This window comes from Nisaea denitrificans DSM 18348, from assembly GCF_000426505.1.
Classification (GTDB): Bacteria; Pseudomonadota; Alphaproteobacteria; order Thalassobaculales; family Thalassobaculaceae; genus Nisaea; species Nisaea denitrificans.
In genome coordinates, this window is record NZ_AUFM01000011.1 from 1,673,946 (window position 1) to 1,689,071 (window position 15,126).

Sequence of the window (15,126 nt, forward strand, 5' to 3'; positions counted from 1 at the left end):
GATCAGAATTCGAAAAGAGTCGGCTGGTCAGCAGGTCCGATAAGGCCATCGGAAAACACCAAAAGGAGCCAACTCCCGCAATCTTCATGTCCGCCAGACACTCGATTTCACACGCTCGATAACATCAGGCCAAACCCATTTAAACAACACATTATTTCTCCATTTTTTCAATGAGATGGAACAAATAAACCTTTCTGATTTCCGTCATTTTTCATGTCGCTTTCCATCGACAAGCCCCCCCCCCGTTTCTGCCGTCTCCGGCAACGCGCCACCGTCCCCATGCACCATCAGGCGCAGATGCCGCACAGCCTCCATCGCAAATCAGATCGCTTCATGAAAGGCTCGGCACGGCACATCACTTGAGGTACATTTCAGCAATGGCTTTGCATAATACGCGCGTTCCCCCCTTTCGCTCGCTCCTCGCATTCCGTGCTGCGGCAACGCATGACCGGCTCGCGGATGCCGCTGTCGCTCTTGGCGTTACGGAGTCCGCGGTCAGCCATCAGATCCGGCAATTGGAGACCTTGCTGCGGGCGCAACTGTTCGACCGCACGAGCCGGCGACTCGTCCTGACGGAAACCGGAACCCGATATCTCGCCCGGATAGACCCGGCGATCCGGGAACTCGAAGCGGCAACCGAAGCCGTCCTGCCTTCCGATGGCCGGGCCGTTGTCAGGCTCACACTGCCGACGTCGATGGCGGCGACATGGCTACTTCCGCGCCTCGGCGCGTTCGAAGTTGCGAATCCTGATCTCGACATCCAGCTTGTCCCGACGACCAGAGTGATCGACCTAGAGCGCGACCAGGTGGACATTGCCATCAGATACGGCCGGGGAAACTGGCAGAATGTCGATAAAACCTTCCTCTTCGACGACCATGCGACACCAGTTGCCGCGCCGGGTTACGTGCCGGATGACGAGGTAAATATCGAAGACGTGCTGAAGCGATCACGCTTGATCGTCATTCGCAGCATTCCGGATGAATGGCAGGAATGGGCCAAGGCACGTGGCTTGGCCCCGCCGGACCTGAGGGGCGCACTGGAACTCGACGCGATCGAACAGGGGCTTCAAGTCGCGGAAGCCGGGCATGGTATAACCATCGGTCGTTCGCCCTATATCGAAGAACGTCTCTCCAGCGGCGCTCTGGTGACACCTTTCGGCGCAACAGCTCCTTCCGGGGCCGCATTCTACCTTTGTCTACCGGCAAATCTTCCTCCACCCGCACGAACGCTGCGGGTGAAACGCTGGCTGCTAGAGCAGGCCGACGCAAGCCGCGCGGTGCTTCAACACGCCAAACCGTAAAATCGATATCTCTCTTAAATTTTTCTCAAGTAATCTTGAGTTCTTCTCTTTTGTGTCACGCGCTTTCAGGGTCTATCTGAAGTGCCATCACAACAGGCCGGCAAGCGACGGCCAGGAGGAGACGGAAGATGGCGAACGTTGTTCAGGACCACATCAACAACCCAGCTTCAGAAAGCGCCGAGAATGTCGTGGCGCCGCTGACATTCATTGTGCCCCAGGCAGAGAAGCCGGCTCTTTACAGCGCGGCCTATACCGGCGGTGCGCCTGACTTCCACTTCACGGTCGAGGACCACGATGTTCTGGTTGCGGATATGCGGCCACATGCCGGATCCTTCACCCTCGACAAGGAAGGTTTCGTGCTCCGGACCGTGCCGACAGACATCGCGGATCTCTATGATGACGATGCTGTAGAGACCGGCTATTTCACTGAAATCCGTAGCCTCCTGAAAGAAGAATTCGGCGCCACTCAGGTCGCAATCTTCGATGCCACCCGACGCTCGGATGGCGGTAAAGGCGCCAGCAACAAGGATGGCAACCGTGGACCGGCGCCGCGCATCCATGTGGATTACACGGCAAAGAGCGGCCCGCAGCGCGCCCGCGATGTGTTCGGTGCCGACGCGTTCGACCGCCTGTTGAATTCCGGTGCGCGCATCCTCCAGGTCAATGTCTGGCGGCCGATCCGCGGACCGGTGCAGCGCTCCCCCCTTGCCCTTGCGGACGCAACCAGCGTCAAGGCGGCAGACCTGGTCGCGACGGATCAGGTCTTCCCGGACCGGGTCGGCGAGATCTATCACCTGTCCCACGACAAGGATCAGCGCTGGTATTACGTCCCCGAAATGACCCGGGACGAGGTGCTGCTGATCAAGGGCTGGGACAGCATCGAGGACGGCCGCGCACAATTCACACCGCACAGTGCGTTCCCCCTGCCGACCCAGACCGACGACACCCCAGCGAGAGAAAGCATCGAGGTCCGCACATTCGTGGTGATCGAATAGGCCGAACAGGCGATGCGTGCAGCTTCGGAAGCGCACGCATCGCCGTCACCTGAGCAGGAGAGGCTGAAAACGCGGCCGTGCCCGGATGCCCCCATACGATTGATAAGGATCAATGCCCCGTGTCGTGATCTGGATCATATTGATACCAATCGGCTTACGTTCCGGGCACACTCTCTACCTATCGTCAGCGCTCGGAACGACGTACCGGACATTGGGGTTTGGGTGTGCACGACAAAGCGATCGAAGATTCCCAATCGCATTCTGCGGCCGGAGAGGTTGTTGCGATCCATGGGTCGGTGATCGACATCCGGTTTCCACCAGACCGGATGCCATCGCTTGGCGACGCCGTTTCGATTGCAGAAGATTCGGGCCCGTCCCTGATCGCTGAAATCCAGATTCATCTCGATGCCGTAACCGCTCGCGCTGTCGCGCTGGGGAATACTGCCGGGCTGAAACGCGGAACACCGGTCCAGACAACGGGCGCCCCCCTTCAGGTTCCTGTCGGAGAGGCGGTTCTCGGCCGCCTCATCAACGTCATTGGCGAGCCTGTGGACGCGGGCGCACCCTTTCCCGCTGACGTGCCCCGAAAGCCGATCCACGGCCCTGCACCGGCTCTGTCACAGCAGGGCAATCAGCCCGAAATGTTTCACACAGGCATCAAGGTCATCGACCTGCTTGCGCCCCTGATCAAAGGCGGCAAGGCCGCCATGTTCGGCGGGGCCGGGGTCGGCAAGACGGTTCTGATCATGGAACTGATCCGGACCACGGTTGAACGGCATTCCGGCATATCGGTCTTTGCCGGTATCGGCGAACGCTCGCGCGAGGGCCATGAGCTCCTGCTGGAACTGCGGCAGTCCGGAGTGCTGGACCGCACAGCCCTGGTCTTCGGGCAGATGAACGAGCCGCCCGGTGCGCGGTGGCGCGTGGGGCTGACCGGGCTCGCCATCGCGGAGCACTTCCGCGACGACATCCATGAAAACGTTCTTCTGCTGGTGGACAATGTCTACCGTCTGGTCCAGGCGGGCGGAGAGATATCCGGTCTGCTGGGGCGCCTTCCGTCCCGTGTCGGTTACCAGCCCACCCTGAGCAGCGAGATTGCCGAGTTCGAGGAGCGCATCGCCTCCGTTCCCGGAGCAGCCATCACCTCGATCCAGGCAGTCTATGTTCCGGCGGACGATTTCACCGACCCGGCCGTGGCCGAGATCTTCGGACATCTCGATTCTTCGATCGTGCTGTCGCGGGAGATGGCAAGCGAAGGCATGTATCCCGCCGTCGAGCCGCTCGCCTCGACCTCAAGCCTCCTCGATCCACGCCTGGTGGGCGACTTGCACTACACGACCGCTCAAGAGGTCCGAAAGGCGATCGCTCACTACCGCGACCTGCAAAAAATCATCGCCCTGCTGGGGATTGAGGAATTGAGCGCGACAGACCGCCGCCTCGTCGGTAGGGCCCGCCGGCTTATGCGGTTCCTAACCCAGCCTTTCATGGTCACCACCGCCTTCACCGGGAAGGCGGGCCGGGCGGTGGAGCTGGACGCCACGATTGCCGGATGCCGCGCCATTCTGGACGGCGAAACAGACGACTGGGCCGAACGGTCCCTCTATATGGTCGGCGATCTCGATGAGGCACGGAGAAGAGAAGCCTCCCTCGAAGACACGCACGCCAGGGCAGAGGCATCATGAACCTGACAATCGCCACGCCGCTCGAGATCGTCGTCGACGGAGCCGATGTAAGCCACCTTCGGGCGGAGGACGAAACCGGAGCATTCGGCCTTCTTCCCGGGCATGCGGACTTTCTGACCGAACTCGCGATTTCGGTCGTGACCTGGCGCGATGCGGACGGTGCCGAGCACCATGTCGCGGTCCGCGGCGGCATGCTGAACGTGCGCGACGGGGCATCGATCAAAATAGCCACGCGCGAGGCCGTGCCGGGAGACGATCTGCAGCACCTGGAGACCGAGGTCCTTGACCGTTTCCGGCGCCACGTCTCTGAGGAAAAGTCCGCCAGAACCGATGCGCACAGGCTTTATCTCGCAGCGATTCAGCAGATCGTCACCGCCTTGCGGCCCAACGCGTCCGGCATTCCAGGCCAGAGCCTTGCGCCAGGAAGTCTGCCCGAGGAGGGCGTATGAGCGGCGCGCAGGATCAGAACAACCAGCTGGAAAAGGCGGTGCGCACCCGAAAGGAGAGGCGCGCGCTCTGGGAACGCGAAGGCGAACGGTCCATCGCCCGTAATCTGGCGATGATAGGTGCCCTCGGCTGGACGATCGTAATCCCGCCGCTCATCGGGGTTTTCATCGGTCGCTGGATGGACGGTATATTTGCGAGCGGCGTGTTCTGGACCCTCGGACTTCTGGTCCTGGGGCTTAGCCTCGGTTGCTGGCTCGCCTGGTCAAGGATGCACAAAGAATGAACGGAGCGGACACAATCACGACAGGCGCCCTTGCCCTCGCCGTAGCCGCGGGAGGCATGGCTCTGGGCCTCGCCTATTTCTTCGCCCTCGGACGGACGGTGGACGCCTTGGTCGGCGCACGGCACACAGCCAGGGTTGTCGGGTTGACCGTGTTGCGGATCGGCGGCGCCATCGCTCTGCTGACCGTACTCGCGCAGTTCGGCCCGGTGATGCTGCTCAGCGGCTTTGCCGGTTTTCTCGGCGCACGCCTGATAACAACGCGTCGCGCAAGGAGAGCCGGATGATGGATGCATCGCCCCTGACCAGCACGATCCTGTTCCATATCGGCCCGATCCCGATCAGCCAGGCCGTCGTGACCACCTGGGGCCTCATGCTGGTGCTGCCGCTGGGATCATGGCTGCTGACGCGAAGGCTCGGCCGGGAACCCGGCCGCCTGCAGGCCGTACTCGAAACCGTTGTTGTCGGGATTCTGGAACAGATCAGTGAGGTTGCGGGCAAGTCCGCACGGTCATTGCTGCCCCTGCTCGCCACGCTGTTCCTGTTCATCGCCAGCGCCAATTCGACCAGCATCCTGCCCGGCATGGAAGCCCCCACCGCCAGGATAGAAACTGCTGCGGCTCTGGCAGCGGTCGTCTTTGTGTCGGTGCATTTCTACGGCATCCGCGCCCGGGGACTACTCGGCTATCTGGCCGGGTTTGCCAAGCCGAAGCTGATCATGCTGCCACTCAATCTGCTGTCGGAGTTCACCCGTACGCTTTCGCTGACGGTACGGCTCTTCGGGAACGTGATGAGCGGCGAATTCATGATTGCGCTGGTGCTCGCCCTTGCGGGGCTCTTCGTTCCAATCCCGCTCATGGCCCTGGAGCTGCTTCTGGGACTGGTTCAGGCTTATATCTTCACCGTTCTGGCCGGCGTCTTCATCGGGGCGGCCATCAACGCCCAGCAACAGACCTGAGGAGGTAATGTGGACCACGAATTTATCAGCATATTCGCCGCCGCGTTCGTCGTCTCGTTCGGCGCACTCGGCCCGGCTCTCGCCGAAGGGAGGGCGGTTGCCGCGGCGATGGACGCCATTGCCCGCCAGCCCGAAGCCGCAGGAACCATATCCAGAACCCTGTTCGTCGGTCTGGCAATGATCGAGACAACTGCGATCTACTGTCTCGTCATCGCCCTACTGCTCCTGTTCGCAAATCCTTACGTAGGATAGTCATGTCGTTCGACTGGTGGACCTTCGGACTGCAGACAGTCAACTTCGTCATCCTCGTATGGCTGCTGCATCGATTTCTATACAAGCCGGTATTGCGGTTCGTCGACGCGCGCCGGGCCGACATCGACAAGGAACACGCCGAAGCAAAGCGTATCCAGCAGGAAGCACAGTCCGAGCTGAAACGAATTCACACGGCGCGATCCGAAACCGAGGCCGAGCGTGAAGCCGTGCTCGCCGCCGCCCGAACCGAGGCGGAGATACAGGCAGCGGCGCGCCTTGCCCAGGCCGAACACGATGCGGAAGAGCTTGAAACGCAGGCCCGGAAATCTTTGCAGGCCGAGCGCGACGCAGCTGCGGGCGAGACGCGGAAGATCGCGCTCGATCTCGGGATGGACGTCGCACGGCGCCTGCTGCAGGAGGTACCGGCGGACCTGAGGATGGCAACTTGGCTCGACCGCATCGAAAATCATCTGAACGCCCTGGAACCCGGCAAACGTGACGCCCTGCTCGTCGGCCCGGCCAGCACGGGGCGGTTACGGGTGATCGGCGCCATTCCCTTACCGAAGGCCAGTATGGAGCGATGGAGAGAGCGCCTGATTGCTATCCTTGGAGACGACCTGGAGATCGAGTTCGCCCATGACCCGGACCTTATCGCCGGTGTAGAGCTGCATTTCCCTGGCGCTATTCTGCATTTCTCCTGGCGCGGCACTCTGAACGCGATGCGGGTGGAGATGACCGCCGATGCCGACGCTCGCTGACGACCTGCGCCGGTGGGCGGCAAAGAACCGGGCGCATATCGAGGACGCCTCGATGACCCCGTGGGTCGAGCCCGTCGGCCGGGTGCTGCGCGCCGGAGACGGCGTCGCCACGGTTTCCGGCTTGCCGGAGACCCGGCTGGATGAGTTGCTGGTATTCGAGGGCGGTGTAAGGGGGCTCGTCGTCAGTCTCGGAGAGACGGAAATCGGCTGCGTGCTGCTTGGCGACCCCGCCTTGATTTCTGCCGGAAGCGAAGTGCGCGGCACTGGAGAAGTTGCGCGGGTGCCGGTGGGAGACGCCCTGCTCGGACGGATCGTCGATCCCCTTGGCGCCCCCCTCGACGACGGTGCGCCAATTGCGCAAGCCGCCTTCAACCCTGTCGAGCAGCCAGCCCCGCCAATCATTGACCGCGCCCTGATTGAACGCCCCCTGGCAACCGGGTTGCTTGCGATAGACGCCATGGTCCCGCTCGGCCGGGGTCAACGCGAACTGATCATCGGCGACCGCGGAACCGGCAAGACAGCCGTTGCGGTCGACACCATCATCAATCAAAAATCCAGCGACGTGATCTGCGTCTATGCCGCAATTGGCCAGAAGGCTTCCACCGTCGCCCAGGTGATCGATGCGGTGCGGCGCTACGGCGCGCCCGAGCGGTGCCTCTTCGTCGTTGGCGAGGCCGATGCTCCCCCCGGCCTGCAATGGCTGACGCCCTATTCCGCCTGCACCATGGCCGAATACTGGATGAACAAGGGGCACGACGTCCTGCTGATCATGGACGAGCTGACCAAGCATGCCGCGGTGTACCGTCAGGTCTCGCTGTTGCTGCGCCGACCGCCGGGACGTGAAGCCTATCCGGGCGACATCTTCTACATCCATTCGCGATTGCTCGAGCGCGCTGCCCGGCTCTCACCGGAACGGGGCGGCGGCTCGCTGACAGCCTTGCCGATCGCCGAGACCCAGGCCGGCAATATCAGCGCCTACATCCCGACAAACCTGATCTCCATCACGGACGGCCAGATCTATCTGGACCCCTCCCTGTTCCACGAAGACCAGAAGCCAGCTGTCGATATCGGCAAGAGCGTCTCCCGCGTTGGCGGAAAGACCCAGGCGCCGGTCATCAAGGCCTTCTCGGCGAGCCTGCGGCTGGACTACGCACAGTTTCTCGAACTTGAGGTGTTTACCCGGTTCGGCACCATGGTCGATGACCGCACCCGGAAGAGCATCGAACACGGACGGCGGATCCGCGCGATACTGCGCCAGCGCCAGTTCGCCCCGCTCCCGCTGGGAGAACAGGTTGCCCTGCTCTTCGCCCTCTCCGAAAATCTGCTCGACGACGCCCCCATGGACCGGATCGATGCGTTCCGGGACGCCCTGTCTTCCTGGCTCGTTCAGGACGCTCCGGACATCCTCACGCTCGACGATCAAGCCAAGTCCCTGACTGACCAGCAGCGCCAGCGCCTGCATGAAGGCATCGCCGCTCTGGCGGCATCGACACGCGGAACGGCCCCGGCGGACACAAGATGACCCGCCTCGCAGAGATCGAGGCGCAGATTTCCGGCATGGGAGATCTGCAGAACATCATCGCGGCCATGCGGTCGCTCTCCGGCATGCGCCTCAGGGAAGCGCAGCGTGCGGTTCCCGGTATTCGGCAATATGCCGAGGTTGTCGCCGGCGGAATCGCCGACACACTCTCCATGGTGCATGGCAGGACGGATAAACCGGAAGCAAAGCCGGGCCCGACCGCCATCATCCTCTGCGCGTCCGAACACGGCTTCGTGGGCGGTTTCAATGACAGAGTTGTGGAGGCGGCACTGAATGCCCTCGGTCCGCGGGACAAACTGTTCGTGCTCGGCAGCCGCGGCGCGGCACGCGCGACGGAGATGAACCGCACCCCAGCCTGGTTTGGACCGATGGCGACCCGGCCGGATGCTGTGTCGGCGGTGGTACAGCGTTTATCCGAAGAGCTGTTTCGCCAGATCGCTGCACGCGAGATCACCCGTGTGGAGGCTATATATTCCTCCTCGAGGCAAGGCACCGCGTCGACCGTTGAGCGCCGGCCGCTGCTTCCGCTCGATGTCCGCATCCGGCAAACAAAGCAGAAGCATCAAGCTCCGCTCCACAACATGGCCCCGGCAAAGCTGCTTGAAAAACTGACGGAAGAGTATGTCTTCGCACGCTTGACTGAAGCGGCGGTGGAGTCAATATCCGCTGAAAATGCCGCCCGGCTCTCGGCTACACAGACGGCACACGACAATATCTCAACCATGCTGACTGCTCTACAGAGCAATGCACGGCAGTCACGGCAATCCGAAATCACCACCGAGATCCTGGAGCTTGCCGTCGGAGCAGCGATGGTCGGCGACCAATAGAGCCCTGAATTTCCGTCTCACTTCGGCGCGTGCAACTCCGGCAGGGCTCGCGTCACTGTCTGCTTTCCGGCCTTGAAGACGAACATCGGCTGTGCCAGCTCGGCCACCACCATGGCAGGGTCAATGCTGTCGACCACGACAAGATCCGCTGTTTTGCCAACCTCAATGCCGTAATCCTGCAAATTCATCAGCGCGGCGGACCGGGTCGAGATCATGTTCAGGCATTCCGCCAGCAGGTCCGTCTGCCCGATCTGCGCGATGTTGGCATAAAGATTGGCCATCCGGATCAGGGAGCAGTCGCCATAGGGCGTGAACGGGTTCAGGACGTTGTTCGTCGAGAGCGAACAATTGACCCCGTGGCCCAGCATCCGGTGCAGCGGCGTAACGCCGCGCGGGACGGAGTGATCGTGGTCGCGATGCATCAGGAACAGATCCGTTGACGGCAGGACCGTGACCGCAACGCCTGCACCGGCGAGCCGCCGGGCCAGCGCATCGAAGCTCTCCGGTGGCATGGCGGCAAACTTGGTGACGTGTCCGACCGCAACTCGTCCGCCCCAGCCATATTCGTCGGCCTTGCGCGCAACGTAATCGGCGTCGAGTTCCGTCGGATCGGCGGCAAGATCGAGATGCATGTCGATATCGACATCGAACTCCCGTGCAAGCTCGAAGATCCGGTCGATCTGCCCGTGCGGACTGCTGTCTGTATAGGGTGCCGCCCCGATGCATCCTGCACCGTCCTTCAGGGCCGCGACCATCAGATCCTCGGTTCCCGGATTGTTCAGCAATCCCTCTTGCGGAAAGACGCAGATCTCGACGTCAATTGCCCAGGCGAAATCGGCAATCGCCTGCATCACGCCGTCGAAACCGCGCAAGCCGATGACCGGGTCGACTTCTACATGAGTGCGCATTCGGGTTGTGCCATTCACAACGCACTTCCGGAGCGTTCGCCCTGCCCTTTCGGCTACGTCTTGTTCGGTAAAGCCCGACTTCAGCCGGGCCACTTCGCTTATGGCCTCGGCCAGATCCCCTTTTTCGGAGGTACAGCGGTGCAGGATGCAGGATTTGTCGAGATGTATGTGGGTCTCGACGAAACCCGGCAGCAGCAGACGGCCTTCAAGATCGAGCGTGAGGGAGCCGTCCGGCAGCTCGCCGCCAATCGCGGCGATTTTTCCGTTGTCCACGCCGACATCAAGCACCTGTGCGGGTTCCGCCGCGAGACGGACATTGCGGAGCGTGAGTTCCACGAATTAACTCTCCCATCAGGGCGGCAGGCGCCCCGCCAACATAATTCATTCGGCACTATTGAATGTGCACGGGACGTTATTGGAAGAAACGCTATCCCATGCCCGGATACGGCATTCACAGTATAATAAACCCACAGTTTTTCCGCAGGCGAGCTTGACGACGCTCCTACTTCATCCTCACACTCCGTGGTTGTTTCCAAATGACAATCAGATATGTGGCGGGGGCCCGGGTGACGCGATTTCTGACGGGATTTTTCATACTGTTACTGCTCGCGGGCGGAGCTTCCGCGCAAGGCACCGGCCCGGCAATCGGCACGATAAAGGTTTCCAGCGGCGAGGCCTCGGTGCAGCGGGGCGGCACGATGATGACCGCCAGCGAGGGGCTGGACGTGCAGCACCAGGATATCTTGCTGACCGGACCAAACGGCGCGCTCGGGGTCACCCTGAATGACGGCACACTGATTTCCCTCGGCCCGAATTCCCGTTTCGAGTTCGCGGAGTTCGAATTCGCACCGCAACGCAACAGCTTCAGTTTCTTCGGGAAAATTCTCGAAGGCACGATGGTGTACCAGTCCGGCCGGATCGGCCATATCGCACCTGAAAAAACCCGTATCGAGACACCGCTGTCTGTCATTGCCGTTCGCGGAACCCGCTTCGCGGTCCGCGTTCCGGCCGGCGCGGGGAACTAGGACATGTTCATGCAGACCCCGACTTCAAAACGCCACGGCACCGTACGATCCGGCTTCGCGGCCCTGCTGCTCGCGTTTTCCGTCAGTGCCTGTGCCATCGGCCCGTACGACACGGAAGAGCTGGCGGGCATGACGCCGCCGGACTCCCAGTTCCTGCAAAGTCTCAGCGGGGAATATGTGGCGCTCGGCGACCTTGAACGCGCCGAATATGACTGGCCGGACACTGCCAGATTCTACGACCGCGCCATCCGCGCCGGCAAAGGCGAGATGGTCGAGCCCGAGACTATGGACCAGAGGGATCTGGATCCGGCGGGCCGAGAGGAGCTTAACAAAGCACGAGATAAACTGACCGCCTTGTTCGCTGCCGGCGCCCGTTCCGTCGCAGGATCGAGCAGCGCCAGTGCCCAGGGCGGTTTCGACTGCTGGATGCAGGAACTCGAAGAGGGGCACCAGCCAGACGACATCGCAAAGTGCCGGGAGATGTTCCTTGCGGCCCTTTCGGATGTGGAAGCCACCGTCAAAGGCGCGCTTGTTGTCCTGCTGCCGGAGGAAGACGGAAAGCTCGGTGTGATCCGTGTTGAAAACCAGCAGGGCTCCGTCACTCTTGACACCTCCCGGGCCAGCGCCCTGGTTGCCCGGACAGATGCCGCGCCCAAGGCTACCGGTACTTTCGCGCCGGACGATGTCCGGGTTGTTTTCGGCGCGGCGATTGCCGCCGGTCCGACCCCACCGGTGACGTTCATGCTCTATTTCGAACAGGGCACAGATGTTCTCACCCCCGAATCCCTGATCCTGCTCGACAAGGTTCTGGAGACAATCAGCCAGCGCAAGTTGCCTCAGGTGGAAGTCTCCGGCCACACGGACAGCTCCGGCTCAGCGGATTTCAACGACCGGCTTGCCCTTGATCGCGCGAGCATCGTCGGACAAGAGGTCCTGAATCTTGGGGTTCCGGAAGAAGTGCTGACGGTGGAGTCCTATGGCGAACGGGCGCCTGTCGTCCCCACGGCGGACGGAGTGTCCGAGCCCCGTAACCGGCGTGTCGAAATCGTCATTCGATAAGGTCCTTTGACACCATAGCCCCGTTTCAACCCCGACGAGGATGTGGCGACCCGCCAGTACCCGCTATTCTGGTTCACCTGCGCCTCACTTGACGCTAGGGTCCGAGCGGAAACCGGCCGGGCAAACAACAGAGAGTACGCACAGAGGCAATCGCAACGCGGTCGTCAATGGCGCCTCCATGAGGCATGAATGGAAGGCAGCAGAGGCAGCACTACAGGCTTCAAGAAGCCTGAAGAGCAAAGCGACTTTCCGTGGCTCGACGGCCCGGAAGACGGGCAGCCGCGCCGCCTGATCCGACAGAGCCGCCTTATCGGCAGCGGCCTCCTGCTCTTGCTGGTCCTCCTCCGCGTTCTCGACGTCACGCCGGTCCAGGTCCTGAGGCTATGGGGTTTCGATCTGCTGCTTCAGACGCGGGCTCCGCACACCGAGGCGTCCCCTGTCGTCGCGGTCGACGTTAATGACGAAAGCCTCGCCCATCTCGGCCAATGGCCCTGGCCGCGTAGATATTATGTCGAGCTTGTGGACCACCTGCGCGAAGCCGGGGCGGCGATGGTCGTCTTTAATATCCTGTTCTCAGAGCCGGACCGTATGTCACCCGAGAATCTGGCGGCCACTCTCCCCGGGCTGGGGCCAGACCTGCGCCGCAATCTGTCGGACCTCGGCAGCTACGATGTTGCACTCGCAGCCGCCATGCAGACCATTCCCACCGTCACTGCGGCCGCAGCCCAGACACCCGGCCACCCAGTGGCCACAGCCCAGAGCCGACCCGGGCGCTTTGCTGTTCGTGGCCCTCCAGACGTCGGCGCGCTTCCCGGCATTTCCGGTATCATAGAAAGTGTCGCGCCAATCGGCCCGGCAGGCGTCGGCGAAGGGATTGTCAATCTGCTCCCCGAGCCCGACGGCGCCGCACGGCGGGTTCCCGCAGCCTTTCGCGTCGGAGAGACATTCGCGCCTGGCCTTGCCCTGGAAGCGGCTCGGGTCGCGCTCGGCCAGACCAGCATGTTGCTGGAAGTTCCGTCCGCACTGGGGATGTCCGGAATATCCATTGGGCCGTTGTTCGTGCCTACGGATCGCATGGGCCGGATCTGGATCGATACGGCCGTCCCGGAACGTATCAGCAGGCTTGCAGCGCATGAGATCCTGCGGAACAACGTACCGGATGGAGAGCTTGCCGGACGTATAGTCGTCATCGGAACGTCAGCCTCCGGCGTCGGGGAGACAGTCCGTTCCGGCGCGGGAGACACCATGTCCGGATTGCATCTGCAGGCTCTCGCCCTGGATACGATTGTGACCGGGCGGACACCGTTGCGAGACCGGAGCCTCGCTGTGGCGGAAATTACCGCCGCACTCGTCCTGGGGCTTCTGCTGACATGGCTTCTGCCGCGCACGCCCCTGGCCTGGAAGCCCGCTACCGCTCTTGCCACTGTCGCTGTCCTGATAACAGCTTCCGTTGCCGCCTACGGCACCAGCGGGGCTTTGATCGATTCAAGCTTCCCCGTTATTGCCGTGCTGATGCTGACCGGAAATTTTGTGCTTGCCGATTTTCGCAGCGAAACGCTCTTGCGCCGTCGCAACGAAACATCACTGAAACAGCATGACACCTACTTCCGGGAGGTCGTCGACGCCAGTTTCGATGCCATCGTGACGATTGGCGGAGATGCCAAAGTCCGCACGGCAAACCGGGCGGCGGGCCAGATATTCGGCATCCCCGCGACTGAGCTTATCGGACATTCCATCGGCGGGCGCCTTTCCGGCGACTGGGCCTGCGGACTCGCGGCAGCCCCGGCGGACATTCTGCGGAAAACAGCCGCCGAGCCAACGACAATCGAGACAGGAATACTGGATCCGGAAACTTCCTCCGTCATTCGCCCAACCGAAATCACCCTCGCGGAATCCATTGCCGGTCCGGACCGCGTTTTCGTCCTGGTGCTGCGGGATATCAGCGACCGCAAATCCGCCGAGGAGTCCGCTGAACGCGCCTCCCATCGCCTGCGCGAAGGTATTGATGCGATCTCCGACGGCTTTGTTCTGTACTCACCCGACCGACAGCTGATCCTATGCAACGATCATTTCCGCAGGATGCTTGGCGGTGCCGGGGATGCTGCCGTCACCGGCGTGTTTTATGCTGATCTGCTGAAGCACTATCTCGTCTGCCGCGGTGTGTCCCTCGCAGACGATGAAAAGGCGAAAACCTGGCTCGATGACAGGCTTCGCCATTTCGCCTCTTCCGTCGAACCCTATGAGCTGAAAACGGACGACGACCAGTGGTTTCGAGTAGACAAAAGACGGACGGCGGAAGGCGGCATGGTCTGCGTCTATTCGAATATCACGGAGCTTAAAAACCGCGAAATCGAACTAAAGGCCGCGAAGGAACAGGCTGAATTGGCCAGCCTCGCCAAATCCCAGTTCCTCGCCAACATGAGCCACGAATTACGCACACCGCTGAACGCGATCATCGGCTTTGCCGACATGATGCGGGGCGAGCCATTCGGGCCTCTCGGGAACCAGCGCTACGTCGACTATGCCAGCGATATTTCGGACAGTGGTTCGCGGCTGCTGAAAATGATCGAGCAGATCCTCGAATTCGCGCGCCTGGAAAAACTCCAGTCCCGGATAGAAAACTCCGTGACCAGCCTGACGGAAACAATCCATGCGGCGGTTACCGACCTGACACCAGCCGCACGCGAACATGCTGTTTCCGTAAAACTCGACCTGACAAACCCTCTGCCCGCCCTGCGGGCCGACCCGCAGATGCTATACCAGATCGCCCAGAACCTTCTGGCGAACGCCGTGAAATTCTCCGCTTCCGGATCGGAAGTAACAATCCACAGTATGCTCGATGACGAGCGACGGATTGTCCTCTCGATCCAGGATCAAGGCATTGGGATTCCGCCCGAGCTGATCGAAAGCATCACCCAACCCTTCTGGCAACGGCCCGGTGCGATGACCAGTTCCGGCGAGGGAGTCGGACTCGGCCTCGCCATCGTCAAGGCACATGTGGAGGCACATGAGGCGAGTATGGAAGTAGACAGCACGGCAGGCAGCGGCACGATAGTGACGATCACCTTCCCCGCATCGCGCACGGTCTGAGCTG

Annotated in this window: 15 protein-coding genes; 14 read left to right on the top strand and 1 reads right to left on the bottom strand. The window is 61.8% G+C overall.

All coding sequences use genetic code 11. The features are described from left to right. The first annotated feature begins 377 nt into the window (after window positions 1-377). The 11 genes from K328_RS0108845 (at window position 378) to K328_RS0108895 (ending at window position 9,040) form a co-directional block, all read left to right on the top strand. Entirely contained in the window at window positions 378-1,301 is a 924-nt protein-coding gene (locus K328_RS0108845) for a LysR substrate-binding domain-containing protein (protein WP_028465677.1), read from the top strand. 128 nt (window positions 1,302-1,429) lie between these two features. Further along, on the top strand, window positions 1,430-2,296 hold the full coding sequence (locus K328_RS0108850) for a CmcJ/NvfI family oxidoreductase (protein WP_051284668.1): 867 nt from the start codon (window positions 1,430-1,432) through the stop codon (window positions 2,294-2,296). A 224-nt stretch (window positions 2,297-2,520) separates the two neighbouring features. Beyond that, a complete protein-coding gene (atpD, locus tag K328_RS23160) occupies window positions 2,521-3,978 on the top strand; it encodes a F0F1 ATP synthase subunit beta (protein ID WP_205620599.1) in 1,458 nt (485 codons plus the stop codon). Further along, the gene (locus K328_RS0108860; RefSeq protein WP_028465679.1) at window positions 3,975-4,427 is read left to right on the top strand and encodes a F0F1 ATP synthase subunit epsilon; all 453 of its coding nucleotides are present in this window, start codon (window positions 3,975-3,977) and stop codon (window positions 4,425-4,427) included. Before atpD ends, K328_RS0108860 begins: the two co-directional genes overlap by 4 nt. After that, entirely contained in the window at window positions 4,424-4,708 is a 285-nt protein-coding gene (locus K328_RS0108865) for an AtpZ/AtpI family protein (protein ID WP_028465680.1), read from the top strand. The genes K328_RS0108860 and K328_RS0108865 overlap by 4 nt, the downstream gene beginning before the upstream one ends. Further along, a complete protein-coding gene (locus K328_RS0108870; RefSeq protein WP_028465681.1) occupies window positions 4,705-4,992 on the top strand; it encodes an N-ATPase subunit AtpR in 288 nt (95 codons plus the stop codon). Before K328_RS0108865 ends, K328_RS0108870 begins: the two co-directional genes overlap by 4 nt. Next, the gene (locus K328_RS0108875) at window positions 4,989-5,663 is read left to right on the top strand and encodes a F0F1 ATP synthase subunit A (RefSeq protein ID WP_245577428.1); all 675 of its coding nucleotides are present in this window, start codon (window positions 4,989-4,991) and stop codon (window positions 5,661-5,663) included. The genes K328_RS0108870 and K328_RS0108875 overlap by 4 nt, the downstream gene beginning before the upstream one ends. A 9-nt stretch (window positions 5,664-5,672) precedes the next feature. After that, entirely contained in the window at window positions 5,673-5,915 is a 243-nt protein-coding gene (locus K328_RS0108880) for a F0F1 ATP synthase subunit C (protein WP_028465683.1), read from the top strand. A 2-nt stretch (window positions 5,916-5,917) separates the two neighbouring features. Further along, complete coding sequence (locus K328_RS0108885) at window positions 5,918-6,673, top strand: F0F1 ATP synthase subunit B family protein (protein WP_028465684.1); 756 nt, start codon at window positions 5,918-5,920, stop codon at window positions 6,671-6,673. Then, window positions 6,657-8,195 (top strand): F0F1 ATP synthase subunit alpha, encoded by a 1,539-nt coding sequence (locus tag K328_RS23165; protein WP_051284669.1) that lies wholly within the window; start codon window positions 6,657-6,659, stop codon window positions 8,193-8,195. Before K328_RS0108885 ends, K328_RS23165 begins: the two co-directional genes overlap by 17 nt. After that, a complete protein-coding gene (locus K328_RS0108895; RefSeq protein ID WP_028465685.1) occupies window positions 8,192-9,040 on the top strand; it encodes a F0F1 ATP synthase subunit gamma in 849 nt (282 codons plus the stop codon). Before K328_RS23165 ends, K328_RS0108895 begins: the two co-directional genes overlap by 4 nt. A 17-nt stretch (window positions 9,041-9,057) precedes the next feature. Here K328_RS0108895 and K328_RS0108900 read toward each other — a convergent pair whose 3' ends face one another. Then, window positions 9,058-10,284 (bottom strand): amidohydrolase family protein, encoded by a 1,227-nt coding sequence (locus tag K328_RS0108900; RefSeq protein ID WP_028465686.1) that lies wholly within the window; start codon window positions 10,282-10,284, stop codon window positions 9,058-9,060. A gap of 200 nt (window positions 10,285-10,484) precedes the next feature. Here K328_RS0108900 and K328_RS0108905 point away from each other — a divergent pair, with 200 nt between their 5' ends. The 3 genes from K328_RS0108905 (at window position 10,485) to K328_RS0108915 (ending at window position 15,122) form a co-directional block, all read left to right on the top strand. Further along, the gene (locus K328_RS0108905) at window positions 10,485-10,973 is read left to right on the top strand and encodes a FecR family protein (protein WP_084608177.1); all 489 of its coding nucleotides are present in this window, start codon (window positions 10,485-10,487) and stop codon (window positions 10,971-10,973) included. A 3-nt stretch (window positions 10,974-10,976) separates the two neighbouring features. After that, on the top strand, window positions 10,977-12,032 hold the full coding sequence (locus tag K328_RS25730; protein WP_051284671.1) for an OmpA family protein: 1,056 nt from the start codon (window positions 10,977-10,979) through the stop codon (window positions 12,030-12,032). Window positions 12,033-12,221: 189 nt separating this feature from the next. Next, window positions 12,222-15,122, top strand: a complete 2,901-nt coding sequence (locus K328_RS0108915; RefSeq protein WP_028465688.1) for a CHASE2 domain-containing protein — start codon at window positions 12,222-12,224, stop codon at window positions 15,120-15,122. Window positions 15,123-15,126: the final 4 nt, after the last annotated feature.